Raw genomic sequence first — 17,366 nt, forward strand, 5'->3', positions numbered from 1 at the left:
GAACGTGTTTCACTGGCTGACGTGGTTGCGCCTCCGCTCTCCGCCCCGCTGGACATCGCCTTCGACTACACCCGTTCGCTCGGCCCGGTGCTGGGCCGGTTCATGACCGGCCTGCGGGCCGGCCGGGTGCTCGGCAGCCGCACCGCCGACGGCCGCGTCCACGTGCCCCCACTCGAATACGACCCGGTGACCCACGCCCCGGTGACCGAGCTGGTCGAGGTGCAGTCCACCGGCACCGTGACGAGCTGGACCTGGACCGACCGGCCGTTGGCCGGGCAGCCGCTGGACCGGCCGTTCGGCTTCGCGCTGATCCGGCTGGACGGGGCCGACACCGCCCTGCTGCACGCGGTCGACGCCGGTGCTCGCGACCGTCTCTACACCGGGCTGCGGGTCCGGATCCGCTGGGCGGCCGAGCGGGTCGGGCACATCCGCGACATCGCATGCTTCGAGCCGATCGACGGCCCGGCCGGCGCACTGGACTTTCAAAAAGACGAGCCGGTCACCATCATGACGACGCCGATCCGGCTCTCCTACACGCACACCGCCTCCGCCGACGAGAGCCGCTACCTGCGCGCCCTGGCCGAGGGGCGGCTGCTCGGGCAGCGCTGCCCGGTCTGCCGCAAGGTCTACGTGCCGCCCCGGGTCTGCCCCGCCGACGGCGTGCCCACCGAGGACGAGGTGCCGATCCGCGACCACGGCACGGTCACCACGTTCTGCGTGGTCAACGTGCCGTTCGCGGGCCAGCGCCTCGACCCGCCGTACGTGGTGGCCCAGATCCTCCTCGACGGTGCCGACATCCCGATCCCGCACTTCGTGATCGGCAACGCCGACGACGTGCGGATGGGCATGCGGGTCGCCGCCGTCTGGCGCGAGCCGTCGAGCTGGACGACCACCCCGGAGAACATCGCACACTTCCGCCCGACCGGCGAGCCGGACGCCCCGTACGAGTCCTTCGAGGAGCACCTATGAGCCCGCCGGCGGTCGCCGTCATCGGTTTCGCTCAGGCACCCTGCCTGCCGTCGGCCGGCACCACCAGCGGCGTCGAGACCCTCGTCCCGGTCTTCCGGGAAGCCCTCGCCGACGCCCAGCTCGACCGGCGCGAGGTCGACTTCTGGTGCTCCGGCTCGTCGGACTACCTGGCCGGGCGGGCGTTCTCGTTCGTCAACGCGGTCGACGCGATCGGCGCATTCCCGCCGATCTGCGAGTCGCACGTGGAGATGGACGCCGCGTGGGCGTTCTACGAGGCATACGTGAAGATCCTGGCCGGCGAGGCGGAAACCGCGCTGGTGTACGGCTTCGGCAAGTCCTCAGCCGGCCAGCTGCGCCGGGTCCTGGCCCTGCAGCTCGACCCGTATGTGGTCGCTCCGCTCTGGCCCGACTCGGTAAGCGTCGCCGCCCTGCAGGCGCGGGCGGCGCTCGACGCCGGAGTCGTCACCGAGCAGGCCATGGCCGAGGTGGCAGCCCGCAGCCGCGCCGACGCGGCCGACAACCCGTATGCCCAGGTCCGCGGCCCGATCGACCCCGATGCGCCGTACCTCGCCGACCCACTGCGCGCGCACGACTGCGCGCCGGTCTCGGACGGCGCCGCCGCCCTGGTCCTCGCGTCCGGCGACCGCGCACGTTCGAGCCCCCGACGAGCCTGGATCACCGGCGTGGCCCACCGGATCGACCCGCAGGGCCTCGGCGAGCGCGATCTCACCCGGGTGCCGTCCGCGACCGAGGCGGCCACCGCCGCCGGCCTGCCGGACGACCTCGACGTGGCCGAACTGCACGCCCCCTTCACCCACCAGGAGCTGCTGCTGCGTGCCGCGCTCGGGTTGGGCGACCGGGTCAGGATCAACCCGTCCGGCGGGGCCCTCTGCGGTAACCCGATGTTCTCGGCCGGTCTGGCCCGGATCGGCGCGGCCGCCCAGCAGGTCATGTCCGGCCGGGCCCGAACCGCCGCCGGGCACGCCACCAGCGGGCCGGCGCTGCAACAGAACCTCGTCTGCGTTCTCGGAAGTGAGGCGTCATGATGCGAGCGGCCGTGCTGGGCACCGGGCAGACTCACCACCGGACGCGCCGCACCGACGTGTCGATGGCTGGGCTGTGCCGGGAAGCGATCGACCGGGCACTGGCCGATGCCGGGGTCGACTGGCCGGAGATCGACGCGGTGGTGCTGGGCAAGGCGCCCGACCTGTTCGAGGGCGTGATGATGCCCGAGCTGTTCCTGGCCGACGCGATCGGCGCGGCCGGTCGCCCGCTGCTGCGGGTGCACACGGCCGGTTCGGTGGGCGGCGCCACCGCCAACGTGGCCACCAGTCTGGTTCGCGCGGGCGTACACCGGCGGGTCCTGGCTGTTGCCTTTGAGAAGCAATCCGAATCCAACGCGATGTGGGCGCTGTCGATCCAGCCGCCGTTCACCGCGCCGATCGGCGCCGGGGCGGGCGGCTACTTCGCGCCGCACATCCGCGCCTACATCCGGCGCTCACACGCCCCCGGACACATCGGCGCCCTGGTCGCGGTCAAGGACCGGCAAAACGGAGCCCTTAATCCGTACGCCCACCTACGCCAGCCGGACATCACCCTCGAGTCGGTGCAGGCCTCGAAGATGCTCTGGGACCCGGTGCGATACGACGAGACCTGCCCCTCCTCGGACGGCGCCTGTGCCGTGGTGATCGGCGATCAGGCCGCGGCCGAGGCCTCGTCAAGGAAAGTGGCGTGGATCCGGGCCACCGCGATGCGCACCGAGCCGACGTTCTTTGCCGGAAAAGACCACGTCAACCCGCGAGCCGGGGTGGAGGCGGCCCAGGCGCTGTGGCACGCGGCCGGCATCACCGACCCGCTCGACGAGGTAGACACGGCCGAGATCTACGTGCCGTTCTCCTGGTTCGAGCCGATGTGGCTGGAGAACCTGGGCTTCGCCGAGGCCGGGCACGGCTGGAAGCTTGTCGAGTCGGGCGAGACCCGGATCGGCGGGCGACTGCCGGTGAATCCGTCCGGCGGGGTGCTGTGCTCCAACCCGATCGGCGCCTCCGGGATGCTGCGCTTCGCCGAGGCGGCCATGCAGGTGATGGGCCGGGCCGGCGAGCACCAGGTCGCTGGGGCTCGCACGGCGCTCGGTCATGCGTACGGCGGAGGGTCTCAATTCTTTTCGATGTGGGTCGTCAGTGATATCGCACCGGCAAGTGTTTGATGCTGTTGAGCCAGCCGGAACGGAGCCGCTCGGCCGGGCCGGCCAGGCTGATCTCCGGCGCGAGGTCGGCGATCGCGTTGAAGATCAGGTCGATCTCCAGGCGGGCCAGGTTGGCGCCGAGGCAGAAGTGCGCGCCGCTGCCGCCGAAACCGAGGTGCGGGTTGGGGCTGCGGGTGATGTCGAATTTCTCCGGGTGGTCGAAGACCTCCTCGTCGAAGTTCGCCGAGCCGTAGAAGATGGCAACCCGGTCGCCCTTGTGGATCTGCTGGCCGCCGAGCTCGACATCGCGGGTGGCGGTGCGCTGGAAGACGTTGACCGGGGTGCCCCACCGGACGATCTCGTCGACCGCGGTGCGCGGCCGGGTCGCCTTGAACGCCGCCCACTGCTCGGGGTGCTCGAGGAACGCCAGCATGCCGTGCGAGATCGCGTTGCGGGTGGTCTCGTTGCCGGCCACGGCGAGCATCAGCACGAAGAACCCGAACTCGTCGGACGACAGGTGCTCGCCGCCGATCTCGGCCTGCACCAGGGTGGACACGATGTCGTCGCGCGGGCAGGCCTGCCGGTCCTCGGCCATCTTCATGGCGTAACCGAGCAGCTCCATCGCCGGTTCGAGGGGGTCGGCGGCCTCGCTGTACTCCGGGTCGTCGTAACCGATCATCGAATTCGACCAGTCGAAGACGTTGCGGCGGTCCTCCTGCGGCACGCCGAGCAGCTCGGCGATGGCCTGCAGCGGCAGCTCACAGGCGATCTGGGTGACGAAGTCGCCGGCTTCGCTGTTGTCACCCACGATGCGCTGGGCCCGCTCGGTGAGGGTGCCGCGCAGGCTGTTGATCGCCCGCGGAGTGAACCCGCGCGACACGATCGACCGCTGCTGGGTGTGCTCCGGCGGGTCCATGTTAAGCAAGACGTATCGCTGCATCTCGATGCGGTCCCGCGGCATGCCCGCCTGGAACCGCACGATCGCGGTGTTTTCCCAGCTGGAGAACGTCTCGCTGTCGCGCGACACGGCCATCACGTCGGCGTGCCGGGTGACCGCCCAGTAGCCCTCGTCGTCGAAGCCGGCACTGCCGCGCTCCTGCGGGATCCACCAGACCGGGGCATTGCGGCGCATCTCGGCGAACTCGGCGTGTGGAATCCCGTGGACGTAGATCTCCGGGTCGGTGAAGTCAAAGCCGGTGGGGATGCGGGGCTGGGCCACGACGCCTCCTACTTCTCCCGCAGAAACAGGTTCTACCGATTCAAGCACGGCTGCCACGTCCAGCGCGATGCCTCCTGTGCTTTGATATGAGAACACGTTCTAGAACGGAGGACGCCGTGGGTGTTCCGGTGATCGTCGACGCGGTCCGCACCCCGATCGGCCGCCGCGGCGGTTGGCTGGCCGGCCTGCACCCCGCCGAACTGCTCGGCACCGCGCAACGCGCGCTGCTCGACCGCGCCGGTTTGGACCCGGCGCTCGTCGAACAGGCCATCGGCGGCTGCGTCACCCAGGGCGGCGAACAATCAAACAACATCACGCGTACGGCATGGCTGCACGCGGGCCTACCGCACACCACCGGGTGTACGACCATCGACGCCCAATGTGGCTCGGCCCAGCATGCCACCCACCTGATCGCCGGTTTGATCGCGGCAGACGCCATCGAGGCCGGAATCGGCTGCGGGGTGGAGTCGATGAGCCGCGTCCCGCTGCGCGCCAACCTGGGCGACGCCGGCCTCCCCCGGCCGTCATCGTGGGCGATCGACCTGCCCAACCAATACGTGGCGGCCGAGCGGATAGCCGACCGGCGCGGGCTGACCCGTTCGGACTTGGACGAGTTCGGCGTGCGCTCGCAGGTGAACGCGGCCCGCGCCTGGCGGGAGGGCCGCTACGACCGCGAGATCGTCCCGGTGGTGGCGCCCACAGACAGCGGCATCGTGCCGGTAGCGGCGCCTGCGGACAGCGGCTTCGCGCCGGTCACCCGCGACCAGGGGCTGCGCGACACCACCATGGCGGGTTTGTCCGGCCTGCGCCCGGTCCTGCCCGACGGCCGGCACACGGCGGGCACCTCCTCGCAGATCTCCGACGGCGCCGCCGCGGTCCTGCTGCTGGATTCCGGCCTGGCCGAGCGACTGGGCCTGCGCCCCCGAGCCCGCATCGTGGCGCAGTGCCTTATCGGCGCCGAACCCTACTACCACCTGGACGGCCCGATCGCCGCCACCGACCGGGTCCTGACCCGCACCGGCATGAAGATCGACGACGTGGACGTGGTCGAGGTGAACGAGGCGTTCGCCAGCGTCGTGCTCAGCTGGCTGACCGTCCACCAGGCCGACCCCGCAAGGGTCAACGTCAACGGCGGCGCGATCGCCCTGGGCCACCCGGTCGGCAGCACCGGCGCCCGCCTGATCACCACGGCCCTGCACGAGCTGGAACGTTCAGACGGCACCACCGCGCTCATCACCATGTGCGCCGGCGGAGCAATGTCCACCGCAACCATCATCGAGCGGCTATGAAACCCCGCCAGCGCAGCCGTCACCGAGCGGCTGCTCACGCCCGCCAGCGCAACCGTTACCAAGCAGCTGCTCACGCCTGCCAGCGCAACCACCACCTCGCGCCCGCAAACGCCCGCCGGCACAACTGTCACCCAGCGCCTGCGAACGCCCACCAGCACAGCCGTCACCGAGCGACTGCGAACGCCTGCCAGCGCGACTACCACCTCGCGCCTGCAAACGCCCGCCAGCACAACTGTCACCTAGCGCCTGCGAACAGCCGCCAGCGCAACCATCACCGCGCGGCTGTGAACGCCCGCCGCCACACCGCGATCCCGGTGATCAGCACGCTGGCCGCCGCAGCGCCGACGGCGCAGACGAGCAGCTGCCCGACAGTCCCTGGCCGCACCACCAGGACCACCCCGACCATTCCCGCCACGACCGCCCACACTCCCGCCGCGGGGCGACGGGCGCCAGCTGCGATGCGCGCGTTGACCAGGAAGACGGTCGCCGCATACAGAGCCCCAACCAGCACAAAGTACGGCGCCAGCCGCCCCAGCGCGGCATACCGCCCACCCCCGACCACCCGCACCAGCAGGTCCCCCGCCAACGCTGCCCCACCGACCAGCACGGTGCTGGCCACCCCGATCAACCCCAGCCCGACCCGAAGGGCGGCCCCACCCCGCACCAGCCGAGGCAGCGCCACAATCGTGACGACTTGCGGCGCCCAGATGGCGGCGCGGGTAAGCACGGCCCCCACCGCATACGCCCCCGACTCACCCGGCGGCAGCAGCCGCCGAGCGAGAATGAGATCGGCGTAGGAGGCCACCAAAATGGCCAGCGACGCACTAGCCGCCGCAAAAACCGCCCGCCCCCGCAACACCCCGGCGGCCCCGTCACCGCGCCCTGCCGCAGCCGCGTCGTCCCCCACCGAGCCCGGCACCCCAGCCGCCCCCGCATTCGCTGCCCCGGCCAAGGCCGCACTCACCACCGCCGCGCCTTCCGCCTCAGCGGCCACCGCGCCTTCCGCCTCGGCCGCGGCCGCGCCTTCCTCTTCAATCAGGGCAGGCTGCTCCCCGGCAGATGCCGTCCCGGCCGTCCCGGCCGTCCCCGCGCTCGCCGTCCCGGCCGTCCCCGCGCTCGCCGACGCCCCGGCCGGCGCGGGCTGCGCACCAGTTGGTCCCGCACCCGCGGTCCCAGCCGAACCCGCGCTCACCGACGCTCCGCCCTCCGCCTCAGCTGGTACGGACCGCGCCCCAGCTGATCCCGCACCTGCGATACCAGCCGACCCCGCGCTCCTCGACGCCCCGCCCTCGGCCTCCGCTGGTGTGGGCCGCGGTCCGGCGGGCACCTCGCACTGCGCTGCCGACGGCAGCGGGCCGAGTAGCCGGCTCAGCGTGAGCGGCACTGACCAGGCCACCAGCGCGCCTAGGGCGAACGTGCCGGTCAAGCTCAGGCCGGCGACCATGCCGGCCAGCACACCTCCGTATCGGCCGACGGCCAGCAGGACCGTGCCGCCTGCCAGGCGGCCGAAACGCTCGCTGCCCTGGAGGACGCCCAGCGGGCGGCCGGACAGCACGGCCGGGGCTGTCATCGCGGCCAGCAAGGGCGGCACCAGCAGCGGCAACCGCAGCGCATCGGCCAGCAGCGGCGTGGCGAGCAGCACCGAGCCCGCGCACACCAGCGCGGTGAGCCGGGCCGGGCGGGTCGCCGCGACTGCGCCGCCGGTGCGGGCCACGGCCACCGCGACCGCGGTCTGCAGGCCGATGCCGGGCATCGTGGCGATCGCCACCAGCGCCAGCGCGGCGGCGAGCGCACCCAGGTCGGCCGGGGTGAACCGGCGGGCGCCGAGCACCGGGGCCAGGTATGCGAGCAGGTTGGCCAGCACGTTGGCCGCGGTGACGACCAGGCCCGCCCGCCCGAGGGCGGTGAGGGAGCCGCGCATGCCTGGCGATGAGTCCACGGTGCCTCCACCGTCGCTACGTGCCGACATGGTAACCGACCAACCATCCGAAGTGGAGCGATTGCCCGGGTCCCGGCTGCTGCTCTACGGCTGCGCCGCGGCCGTAGTTCTCGCCGTGCTGGCGCCGCTGGCCCGCGCCGGGTATGTCCTCCGCTACGACATGGTCTTCGTGCCTCGCCAGCCGCTGAGCTGGGACCTTTTCGTCCCGTCCGGCGCACTGCCCCGCGCCGTGCCGCAGGACGCCCTGGTGAGCCTGTCCGCCCTGATCATGCCGGGCTGGCTGGCCCAGCGAATCGCGCTGGCCGGCCTGCTCGCGGCGGCGGCGATCGGCGCCGGCCGGCTGGTCCCGGCCCGGCGGGACCTCACCCGGGTGGTCGCCGCGATCGGCTACGCCTGGACGCCGTTCCTCGCCGAACGCCTGCTGATCGGCCAGTGGGGCCTGCTCGTCTGCTACGCCGCGATGCCTTGGCTGGTCCGGGCGGCGCGCGACGTCCGCCTGGGCCGCCCGGGCGCGGGCGCCCGAGTGGTGCTGGCCGCCGCCTGCGCCGCCATCACCCCAACCGGCGGCCTGATCGCGCTGGCAACGACACTCGCCCTGGCCAGACCGCCCGGCCGTTCCGAAACGGCCCAGCCAACCAGAACAGCCGAGCCAACCGGAACGGCCGAGCGAACCGGAACGGCTGGGCTTCGTTGGCGAGGTCGTGGGCTTGGTTTGGTGCTTGCGGTTGTTGCGCTCAACGCGCCCTGGCTCGTGGCCGCGGCCATCGCCACCAGCCCGCTGGTGTCCGACTCGCGGGCGGTTGCCGCATTCGCGGCACGCGCTGAGAACTGGGGTGGCGCGCTGGTCGCGCTGGCGGGGACGGGCGGCATCTGGAACGCCGACGCCGTGCCGGGGAGTCGCGCCGCGCCGCTCGTTCCGCTGATCACGATCGGGCTGCTCGCCGCCGCGGCGTTCGGTTTCGGACGGCTGCGCCAACGATGGCCGGATGGGACCGCTACCCGGCTGGCCTGGCTTGCTGGGGGCGGTCTGCTGCTGGGTGCGGCCGGGGCGCTGCCGGGCACCTCCGACGTGCTGCGCACGGCCGTTGACCTGCTGCCGGGGGCCGGGTTGTTCCGGGACGGGCAGAAGTTTCTCATCCCGTACGCCCTCGGCCTGGTCCTTTGTATTTCTTTGGGGGTTGAGCGGATTGCCGCAAGGCTGCCGGGCGGGCGGCTCGTGCTTGTCGGCTTTGCGCTGCTTCCGGTGGTGACGCTGCCCGATCTGGCCTGGGGTGCGGGTGGGAAGCTGCGGCCGGTCGCCTATCCGGCCGAGTGGGCGGCCGTCGCGAAGACGGTGGCTGCCGAACCCGGACCGGTGCTCTCGCTGCCGATGTCCGCCTATCGGGTCTATTCGTGGAATCCGGGGGCGGCCGTCTACGACCCGGCCGGGCGCTACCTGGCATCGCCGGTGGTGGCCGACGATCGGCTGGCGGTGGATCTGCGGCCGGAGGCCCTGGTGATCCGGGGTGAGAGCGAGGCGGCGGCCGCGGTGCGGGAACGCCTGGCCGCGGGCGGGCCGGCCGCCGACAGCACGATCCGATGGGTTCTCGTCCAGGGCGGCAACCAGCCGGCCGGGCTGACCGAGGTCTATCGGGGAACGGAACTCACGCTCTATCGCAACCCGGGATATCGCGCGCAGGAAAGAAATCCATCAACCGGGCTGGCCGGCTATCTGCTGGCCGGTTCGGTTGTCGCCGTTGCCGGATGGCGGCGGGCCACGACGAGGAGGAGACAACGATGACCACTTTCAAAACCCTGATCGTCGGCGCCGCGGTGGGTGCGCTGCTCGCCGTCGCCGGTGTCGCGGCCGCGATGGCCGTGCTCAATCCGACCGCCGGTGACGTGGCGACCGAGATGGCAAACCAGGCCAATGCCGGGGGTACGGGCGGGAAAGCGGCCGCCGACCCGAACGAGCCGCCGAACTTCTACGGCGCTCGCTGAGCGGCTTCGTCGACCAGGGCCGCCATCCGTTCGCCGGCGGCGGCCCAGGTGAAGCTTTCGGCGTACGCCCGTGCCGCCGTACCCATCTGGTGCCTTGTCTTCTCGTCGGTGAGCAACCACCGGATCTTCGCGACGAAGTCGCCGGGGTCGTCGGCGAGGAGGCCGGTTTCGCCGTCGCGGATCGCGTCGCACACCCCGCCCGCACTGCGGAACGCCACCGCCGGAGTGCCGTGCGCGGCCGCCTCCATGATGGTCAACCCCCAGCCCTCCTTGAGCGAGGGGACCAGGACCACCCATCCTAGGCTCAGCAACTCATGCTTGCGCTGCTCGCTGACGTAACCGGCGAAGTCGGTGCGGTCGGCCACGCCGAGCCGGGCGGCGTACTCCCGCAGCCTCGGCTCCCAGTAGCCGCGCCCGGCGATGACCAGCCTGGCCTCGGGCAACGCGGCGAGCGCATCCAGTGCGTGCTCGACTCGCTTGTGCGGCATCAAACGACCAAGAACAACCAGGCTTGGGTACGCGGACCGCAGTGCCGAAGCGCACCCAGGACCGACCAGTGCGTTGTGCACCAGCGTGATCCTGGTCCTGGGGATGCCGAGCTCCGCCAGTTCGTCGCGGGTGGCCGTGGACACCGTGACGTAGCGGCAGCGCCGGTAGACACGCGGGCCGACCCGCGATTCCAGCCACCACCCGAACCGTGCCTTCAGGCCGCCGAACACCACCGGCCACTGCTCCCGGTGCACGTGGTGGATCACCACGACGGTCGGGCATCGTGCGTAGAGCGGGGACAGGAACGGCACGCCGTTGCAGACGTCCACGATCAGGTCGGGGCGACCGCGCGCGCCGGGCGCCAGCCGACCCAGGTGGCAGCGGCCGGCCAGGTAGCTGAGCGCGGCCCGCAGGTAGACCGTGTGCCGCCCACCGCGCCGCAGCACGTGGACATCGGTGGGCAGCACCTGCTCGGCCGGCGCTCCGGCGTGTTTCGCGCACAGCAGCGTCACCCGGTGGCCGCGCGCTACCAGTTCGGCCGCTATCCGCTCGGTGTAGACCTCGGAGCCGCCGCTCTCCGGGTTGCGGGTGTCCCGCCAGTTGAGGAACAGGATGTGCGGCACGGCGACGGTGGTGGTCAGCCCTGCGGCACGGCTTCGGTTTCCGGGGCGCGATGCGCGGCGGGCGGCGCTCCCGGTCTCGCGGCCCGGCGGGTGACCAGCAGGCCGGCGACGGCGGCCAGGATCCCGGCGACGAACAGGATGATCGGCAGGGTGCGGCCGTACAGCAGGAGTTGGTTTCGGCCGTCCTTGGTCTGGCCGATGACGGCGTCGGCGGTGGCCTTGTCGTACTGGAAGCTGGCGTCGAGGATCGTGATCGGGGCGGCGCCGGCCGGCACGAGCTCACGGTGCTGCTGCTCGCGGTAGGCCACGATGGCCCCGGTCGACGGCTCGACCCAGAGGGTGCGAGCGGCCTGGTAGTTCATCGTCGCCGATTTCGCCTCGGGCGCGAGCATCCCGGTCAGGCCGGTCAGCGTCTCCGCGTCGACCTCGAGGTCCTGCTGGGGCACGTTCTGCTGGAACACGTACGTCTTGAGGCCGGCGACCGTCTCGGTGCCGGTGTACTTCATCGGCAGCGACTTCTCCAGGGTGCCGTCGAAGTACTGGTAGGTCTTCTTCTCGGTGCCGAACGGGAAGAGATAGAGCTGCCCGGTGTACGAGATGTTGCCCGGCTCGCAGACGCTGGTGTCCGGCTTGTCGATTTTGACGTCGTTGTAGCACTGGCCCTTCCACGCGACCGCGGCGCCGGACTTCCGGTCGAGCGCGATGCGGCCCTCGGACCGGTTGATCGGCACGTTCTGGTCGACCCAGTCGGTAGCCTGATACACGTTCCAGATCAGGGTCTTTCCGTCGAGGCTGCCGGTCAGGTCGGCGGCGGCCTTGAAGTCTGGTTTGATGCCGGTTGTGTTGCGCAGCGTGCCCTGCTCGACGCCGACCTCGGGGGTGCCGTTGGGCAGCAGGCGCGCGCTGACAAAGGTGGCACCAGGTGCGGTTACCACAACATCGGGTGGCTTCAAATCGAACGGATATTGTTTCAGCCCCGGGACTATCAGCCATGCGAGAGCCGCCGCGGCGACGACGCACAGCAGCCCGAGACCGAAGAGCATCGCACCGGCAAACCGCCGCATGAGTGCACCTCCTCTGAGGTAGAACTTGTTACAATCTACTGCCGCGTAACCGCCAGCGAAAGCCTGGGGGAACGATGTCTTTCGAAGTAACCGCACCGCCGCGCCTACCGGCCCTCGACGCGCTCCGCGCCCTGGGTGCCGCCGCCGTGACCGGTGTCCACGTCGGAATCGCCACCGGCTGGGGCACCGGTCAGTGGGGTGGCCTGGTCGCCCGGCTCGACGTCGGCGTCACGATCTTCTTCGTGCTCTCCGGGTTCCTGCTGTTCCGGCCGTTCGCCTGGGCGGTCGCGCACGGCGCCGGCCGGCCCCGAGCCGGCGGCTACCTGTGGCGGCGCGCCCTGCGCATCCTGCCGGCGTACTGGTTGACGGTCGCGGTCTGCCTGCTGGTGCTGCCCGGCAACGCCGACACGCCCCGGGGCGACTGGCTGCGCTATGCGACGTTCACCCAGTTCTACGAGCACGGGCACTACCACGACGCGCTCGGGCACACCTGGAGCCTGACCGTCGAGGCCGTCTTCTATCTACTGTTGCCGCTGTTCGCGGTGCTGGCCCTGGGCTCGGTCTGGCGACCGCGGCGCACGGTGGTGCTGCTCTGCGCGGGCGCGGTGGTGTTCACCGGTGGCTGGGTGGCCGCGATGGCCGCCGGGCTCCTCGACATGGGGTTGCACACCATGTGGTTCCCGGCGTTCGCGGCCTGGTTCGCCGGCGGGATGGTGCTGGCCACCGTGCACGTCTCGGTGTCCATCGGCGGGCGTTCCGTGCTCACCTCGCTCGCCGCGGCCCCGCTGACCTGCTGGGCCCTCGCGGCCGGCCTGTTCGTCGTCGCCTCGACGCCGCTGACCGGCCCGCGCGACCTCAGCGAGCCGGCGCCGGCCGCGTTCGGGGCCAAGATGGTGCTGTTCCTGGCGGTTTCGGTGGCGATCGTGCTGCCGGTCGCGTTCGCCGGTCCCGGGCGGCTCCGGACCGCTTTCTCGAGCCCGGTCGCGCGCTGGCTGGGCACGGTCTCCTACGGCCTGTTCCTGTGGCATCCGATGGTGCTGGTCCTGGTGCACCCCAACATCACCGCACCGACCGTCGCCGACGCCTTCCGCACCTACGTCATCGTGGTCGGCGCCGCGTTGATCCTGGCCACCCTGAGCTGGTACGGCCTGGAACAGCCCCTGCAGCAGCTGGGCCGCCACTGGTTCAATCAGCCCCGCTCCGCAGCCGCCCGCCCCGAGCCACTCCCGCCCTCGCCGGCCGAGCCGACCCCGGCCGTCGCCGGATCGGCGGAATTGGGCGCTTCAGAAGTTGCAACGGTCCGGGCGGCAAAGGCCGAAGCGGGAGTCGTCGGGGTCGCGCCGGTCTCGGCTGCGACGTCCGATGTGGATGGTGCGCCGGTGCCTCGGGCCAACGGCAGCGTGCCCAGCCAGAGCGCGGCGAGTGCGGCCACCCCCGCCAGCTGAGGTCCCGGCGCCGAGTGCGGGAAGGGCGCCCGCAGCGACAGAAGGCAGGCGAACGCGAAAAGGGCAACCGGCGCCCACCGCTCGACGAGCAGCACGGCCCGCAGGAACGCGCGCTGCTGCATGACGGGCGCGGCGCGGGCAACCGCCGAAAGCACCACCACCGCGAGGATCCCGAACAGGGCCACGGCCGCCGCGGCGTAACCACCGGCAACCACCAAGAAAAGCCCACCCAAGAGAACAAGCGGAATGTCGCGGCGGCGCGACGGGACAACCCTCTCCTCGTCGCCCAGCGCGACGCTCTCCCCGCCGGCTGGAGCAGCACGCCGTCGGCGGAAGGGCAGTGCGGCCAGCAGGACCGCAAGGGCGAGCACGGCGCCGCCGATCAGACCCACGCGATAGATCCGATCCGGGGCGAACGAGATGGTCACCGCGCCGGACGCACCGGCCGGCACGATCCAGGCCTGCTGCCAACCGTCGACCACCAGCGGTTGCAGCGTCCGCCCGTCGATCCGGGCCTGCCAACCGGCATTGGTGTTCTCCCGCAGCACCAGGACCCGCGCCGAACCCCACGGCGCCAGCGTGACCCGCCGCGCGTCCGGGTCCCAGCGATCGATGTTCAGCACGCTGTCCACCGGCGTCGCGGCCGTCCCGCCCGAGGCAGGCAGCAGCACCAGCCGGGTCGGCTCGGCGGCGGCGCTGCCGGTGGCCACGACGCGCAGCGAACCGGCCGGGCGCAGCCGGTCGGTCCCGCACAGTCGCATCGGGAGTTCCCGGCGTTCGAGCAGGTCGGACACGGTAGCGGTGAACGACGTCCGGATCTTGCGGCCGCCGATGTCCAGGGTCGGGCCGCTGCCGCACGGCAGCCGGACCACGGTGCCCGCTCCCCCGGCCGGACCGGACTGACCACGGGAGGATTCCACGGTGATCTCGCCGACCCCGATCGGAAGGCGTTCGAAGCGATTCCCGTACGGGTCGAAGGACGCCACGTCGGGCGCACCCCCGAACAGGATCGTCAGGTCGTCGGTACGCACCGGCGGGTCCAGGGTGACCCAGCCGTCGGCGCCCACGCTGCTGGAGCGCGAGCCGGAGTCGGACTGCACCGTGACCGCCCACGGAGCGGCCGCGGCGGCCCGGAGAGGCAGAGTGATGCGCAGGCGGGAGACCGTGCGTGGAGACGCCCAGTCGAGGCGCAGCCACGGTGTGCGGTCCTCCTCACCGGCGTACCAGACCGAGTCCGGGTTTCCGTCGACCACCACCCCGGCCCGGGCGGCGGGATCGGCGACCCCGGTCGAGGAGGCAGTCACCCACGGTGTGTCCGGCCCGGCGATCGCCCGGTCGAGGGCGCCATCGACGGCCGGTCCGGCCCGCGGCCGCGCCCACAGCCGGACGGCGTAATCGCCGGGCAACGACCAGGGCACCATCCGATCAAGGACGGCGCCGTCCTCCGATCCGCGCGCCGCCGCAGCGGCGCAATAGGCCACGTCAAGAAAGAAACAGGAGGGTACGGACGGAGCCGCGCTCAACAGCACGGTGGGCGCCGGCGCCCGGTTCGACATCGCGACCGGGGTGAGCGCACCTCGGGTGGAGCCGGGCAGGACGAGGGTGCGCTGCGCCGTGACGCCCGGTAGGGCGAGCTCGGCGATGCCGACGCCGCCGTACCCGACCCGCACACTCCACACCGCCGCTATCTCCACGGTGACCGAGCTGACCGCGAACCATCCGTCGAGCGGCACGGTCACCGTCCCGTCGCCGACCAGTACCTCGTGCCGCTCGTTGCCGGCCCGCACCACGATCCGGGTCGGGATGGCGTCGGCCCCGCGGTCGAAGGTGAGCCGCACCTGGCTGATCCGGCGCGGCTGGTCGAGGGTGACGGTGAGCCACTGCCCCACCGCGAACGTGCCGGGCGCCGACCGCCAGGTGGTCGCCGGGTCGCCGTCGATCGCCGCGTACGGAAGGTGTTCCGGCCGGTTGCCGCTGAGCACCAGCGGCTGACTGTACGAGCTGGACGCCGTCACCCCCTGGACCCCGAGGTAGCGGGCGACGGTCTGCCAGCGGGTCCCGTCGGTGGCGGTGTAGTCGTGCGCAGGCTGGGCCAGCCGCCACGGCTCACCGGCGGTCATGGTGGCCGACGCGTTGTCCCGGGCCTGCCCGAAGGCGACCTCCCGGCGGCGCTGCCCGTCGGTGACGACCGTCCCGCCGGTGGTCAGTCCGGCCGGTTGGTCGGCGGCGAGCACGGTGGGCGCCGCGCTCAGCTGCCCCGCGTCGGCCAGTTCGAGCAGCGATTCCGGCCCGCCGGCCACGGTCCGTACGTCCCCGAGGTCGTAGGCACCCACCGGCGCGGCGGCGCCCGTCACCTCGTACACCTGGAGGGCCGGAACCGGAACGTCCAGGCCGCGGTCCACATGGAAACCGGCGGCTTGGCCGCCGACCGACGGCCCGAAGGTGGCGACGGGCCGCAGCCCCGGCGAGCCGGCCAGCGCAGCCCGAACCGTGACCTGCCGCAGCGAGTCGGTGCGCCCCGTGTCCAGGTCGGCCCGCACCAGCAGATATCGCACGCCGGAGCGGGACAGCAGAGCGGCCAGGCCCGGTGCGCCCTGCCCACCGGCGAGCACGGACTCGACGGTGTCGAGCAGCCGCACGGTGGCCGGCGGCACCAGCGGGTTGGAGTTGCGCACGGCCCACCCGGTGCTCAGCAGCGGCTGAACCATCTCGTCGCCGGGCGCGCCCCACAGATAGCTCGGAAAGCGCGCCCCCGGCACGACGAGCGTCCGCCCAGCGCCGGCGTGCACATCAAGCCAGGCCGCCGCCGTCCGCCAATAGGCCGGCACTTCGGAGAACTTGCCCGCCCCCGGAAGCCCGCCGGACAGCGCAGGCCCGGCCGCAACCACCAGCGCGACCCCCGCCGCAACGGCAACCACCCCAGCACGCAGATAGCCCAGCCCAGACCGAACGACAGCAGGTCGACCAGCCCCAGGACCGGCAGCGGGGTGGCCCGGCTCAGCACCGGGCGCCAGGACGGCAGGCCCGGAACGGGCGGCAGCCCGTAGGACGATGCCGACGAGGTGGACCAGCCCGAGTGCGAGCGGCAACCGCACCAACACATCAAATTTGTGCAGGTTGCGCAGCGGCGCCCCTCCCCCATCGAGCCAGGTGTGCAGGGCTCCGGCGCCAAACCCGGGCACGGTGGACAGATGGCCGAGCCCGACCAGGGCCACCCCCAAGAGCGCCCCAGCGATGAGGAACCGCCGATGCGGCATCCCGCGCCGAGCCAACCCGGCCAACCCGAGCCCGGCCAGCACCATGGTGGCGACGACCAGCCCCGGTTCCACCGCCAGCCGCCACCCGGCCGGCCAGCCCGGCCCGTAGGCCCCGCCCAGATAGGCAAGCCAGTGCGACGCCCCCCGCACGGCGCTGACCACATCGGTGGTGCTGGTAGTGGTGGCCGCCGTCTCGATATAGGAGAGGAACGGCGGGCTGTACCGCCCGAGCACCAACAACGGCACCACCCACCAGGCCGTGGCGCAGAAGACCGCAATCCCCCAGCCCACCGTCAGCCGGAGACTGCGCCGCACGGTGAGCAGCCACAGAACAGGCAACGGCAACACCGCGAGCACCGCCGTAGCGTTGACCCCACCCGCGGTGGCCACGGCGAGGGCGGAGAGCGCCACCGCCCGCACCGGGGCCCGCCGGATGAATGGCCCGACCAGCGGAATCAGCACCCAGGGTGCCATCGCACTGGGCCAGGCCTCGACCGACACGGCCCCGATCTCGCTGAGGATCCGCGGCGAGAGCGCGAACACCACCCCACCGACCAGCCGAGCCGTAGGCGTCCCGATCCCGAGCCGCCCGGCCAGCACCACCACCCCGGTGAACGCTACGCAGAGCAGCAACGCCCACCACAGCCGCTGCACGGCCCATTCCGGCACCCCGGCCAGCTTGCCGAGAGCGAAGAACGGCCCCATCGGCCAGAGGTACCCGTACGCCTGATTCTGCATCTGCCCGAAGTTCCCGGCCGGATCCCAGGCGTGCAGCGCCCGGGCCAGCCACGCGCCGGGCGCGACCACCAGGTCCACCTTGGTATCCGGCGCGATCCACCCCGGCTGCTGCCAGAACGACAACGCGGTCAGCAGCACGCAGACCGTAGCCACGCGCAACCGCCAAACC

General features: G+C 72.1%; 11 protein-coding genes and 1 pseudogene. 7 read left to right on the forward strand and 5 right to left on the reverse strand.

Annotated features, from left to right (window positions below; genetic code table 11):
* The first annotated feature begins 12 nt into the window (after window positions 1–12).
* The 3 genes from Ate02nite_RS27550 to Ate02nite_RS27560 are packed head-to-tail and all read left to right on the forward strand — an operon-like array spanning window position 13 to window position 3,175.
* On the forward strand, window positions 13–969 hold the full coding sequence (locus Ate02nite_RS27550) for a Zn-ribbon domain-containing OB-fold protein (protein WP_203810718.1): 957 nt from the start codon (window positions 13–15) through the stop codon (window positions 967–969).
* On the forward strand, window positions 966–2,015 hold the full coding sequence (locus tag Ate02nite_RS27555; RefSeq protein ID WP_203810627.1) for a thiolase family protein: 1,050 nt from the start codon (window positions 966–968) through the stop codon (window positions 2,013–2,015). Before Ate02nite_RS27550 ends, Ate02nite_RS27555 begins: the two co-directional genes overlap by 4 nt.
* Window positions 2,012–3,175 carry a thiolase family protein gene (locus Ate02nite_RS27560; protein WP_203810630.1) on the forward strand — a complete coding sequence of 388 codons (1,164 nt, stop codon included), beginning with the start codon at window positions 2,012–2,014 and terminating at the stop codon, window positions 3,173–3,175. The genes Ate02nite_RS27555 and Ate02nite_RS27560 overlap by 4 nt, the downstream gene beginning before the upstream one ends.
* Here the strand turns inward: Ate02nite_RS27560 and Ate02nite_RS27565 are convergent.
* Window positions 3,147–4,373 carry a cytochrome P450 gene (locus tag Ate02nite_RS27565; protein ID WP_203810633.1) on the reverse strand — a complete coding sequence of 409 codons (1,227 nt, stop codon included), beginning with the start codon at window positions 4,371–4,373 and terminating at the stop codon, window positions 3,147–3,149. The two genes, Ate02nite_RS27560 and Ate02nite_RS27565, sit on opposite strands and share 29 nt — an antisense overlap.
* A 116-nt stretch (window positions 4,374–4,489) precedes the next feature.
* Here Ate02nite_RS27565 and Ate02nite_RS27570 point away from each other — a divergent pair, with 116 nt between their 5' ends.
* Window positions 4,490–5,662, forward strand: coding sequence for a steroid 3-ketoacyl-CoA thiolase (locus Ate02nite_RS27570; RefSeq protein WP_203810635.1), 1,173 nt, complete (start codon window positions 4,490–4,492; stop codon window positions 5,660–5,662).
* Window positions 5,663–5,933: 271 nt separating this feature from the next.
* Here Ate02nite_RS27570 and Ate02nite_RS27575 read toward each other — a convergent pair whose 3' ends face one another.
* A complete protein-coding gene (locus tag Ate02nite_RS27575) occupies window positions 5,934–7,601 on the reverse strand; it encodes a hypothetical protein (RefSeq protein WP_203810637.1) in 1,668 nt (555 codons plus the stop codon).
* A 28-nt stretch (window positions 7,602–7,629) separates the two neighbouring features.
* Here Ate02nite_RS27575 and Ate02nite_RS27580 point away from each other — a divergent pair, with 28 nt between their 5' ends.
* Window positions 7,630–9,381 (forward strand): MmpA family trehalose lipid delivery protein, encoded by a 1,752-nt coding sequence (locus Ate02nite_RS27580; protein WP_438871256.1) that lies wholly within the window; start codon window positions 7,630–7,632, stop codon window positions 9,379–9,381.
* Window positions 9,378–9,581 (forward strand): hypothetical protein, encoded by a 204-nt coding sequence (locus tag Ate02nite_RS27585; protein ID WP_203810641.1) that lies wholly within the window; start codon window positions 9,378–9,380, stop codon window positions 9,579–9,581. The genes Ate02nite_RS27580 and Ate02nite_RS27585 overlap by 4 nt, the downstream gene beginning before the upstream one ends.
* Here Ate02nite_RS27585 and Ate02nite_RS27590 read toward each other — a convergent pair.
* Both Ate02nite_RS27590 and pgfA read right to left on the reverse strand, forming a co-directional pair.
* Window positions 9,566–10,711 carry a glycosyltransferase family 4 protein gene (locus Ate02nite_RS27590; RefSeq protein ID WP_438871259.1) on the reverse strand — a complete coding sequence of 382 codons (1,146 nt, stop codon included), beginning with the start codon at window positions 10,709–10,711 and terminating at the stop codon, window positions 9,566–9,568. The genes Ate02nite_RS27585 and Ate02nite_RS27590 overlap by 16 nt on opposite strands.
* The gene (gene pgfA / locus Ate02nite_RS27595; protein WP_203810643.1) at window positions 10,708–11,757 is read right to left on the reverse strand and encodes a cell envelope lipid trafficking protein PgfA; all 1,050 of its coding nucleotides are present in this window, start codon (window positions 11,755–11,757) and stop codon (window positions 10,708–10,710) included. The genes Ate02nite_RS27590 and pgfA overlap by 4 nt, the downstream gene beginning before the upstream one ends.
* 74 nt (window positions 11,758–11,831) lie before the next feature.
* On the opposite strand from pgfA, the pseudogene Ate02nite_RS48970 reads away from it, so the two are divergent.
* A pseudogene (locus Ate02nite_RS48970) lies at window positions 11,832–13,016 on the forward strand (acyltransferase family protein); the annotation flags it as partial.
* On the opposite strand, the gene Ate02nite_RS50040 reads toward Ate02nite_RS48970, so the two are convergent.
* Window positions 12,947–17,350, reverse strand: a complete 4,404-nt coding sequence (locus Ate02nite_RS50040; RefSeq protein ID WP_203810645.1) for an alpha-(1->3)-arabinofuranosyltransferase domain-containing protein — start codon at window positions 17,348–17,350, stop codon at window positions 12,947–12,949. The pseudogene Ate02nite_RS48970 and the gene Ate02nite_RS50040 overlap by 70 nt on opposite strands.
* Between the last annotated feature and the right edge of the window lie 16 nt (window positions 17,351–17,366).

This window comes from Paractinoplanes tereljensis (assembly GCF_016862435.1).
Lineage (GTDB): Bacteria > Actinomycetota > Actinomycetes > Mycobacteriales > Micromonosporaceae > Actinoplanes > Actinoplanes tereljensis.

Excerpts from the sequence above, each read along its gene's own strand:
- Ate02nite_RS27580 (WP_438871256.1), top strand. The coding sequence starts at position 7,630 with ATGGTAACCGACCAACCATCCGAAGTGGAGCGATTGCCCGGGTCCCGG.
- Ate02nite_RS27560 (WP_203810630.1), top strand. The coding sequence starts at position 2,012 with ATGATGCGAGCGGCCGTGCTGGGCACCGGGCAGACTCACCACCGGACG.
- Ate02nite_RS27585 (WP_203810641.1), top strand. The coding sequence starts at position 9,378 with ATGACCACTTTCAAAACCCTGATCGTCGGCGCCGCGGTGGGTGCGCTG.
- Ate02nite_RS27555 (WP_203810627.1), top strand. The coding sequence starts at position 966 with ATGAGCCCGCCGGCGGTCGCCGTCATCGGTTTCGCTCAGGCACCCTGC.
- pgfA (WP_203810643.1), bottom strand. The coding sequence starts at position 11,757 with ATGCGGCGGTTTGCCGGTGCGATGCTCTTCGGTCTCGGGCTGCTGTGC.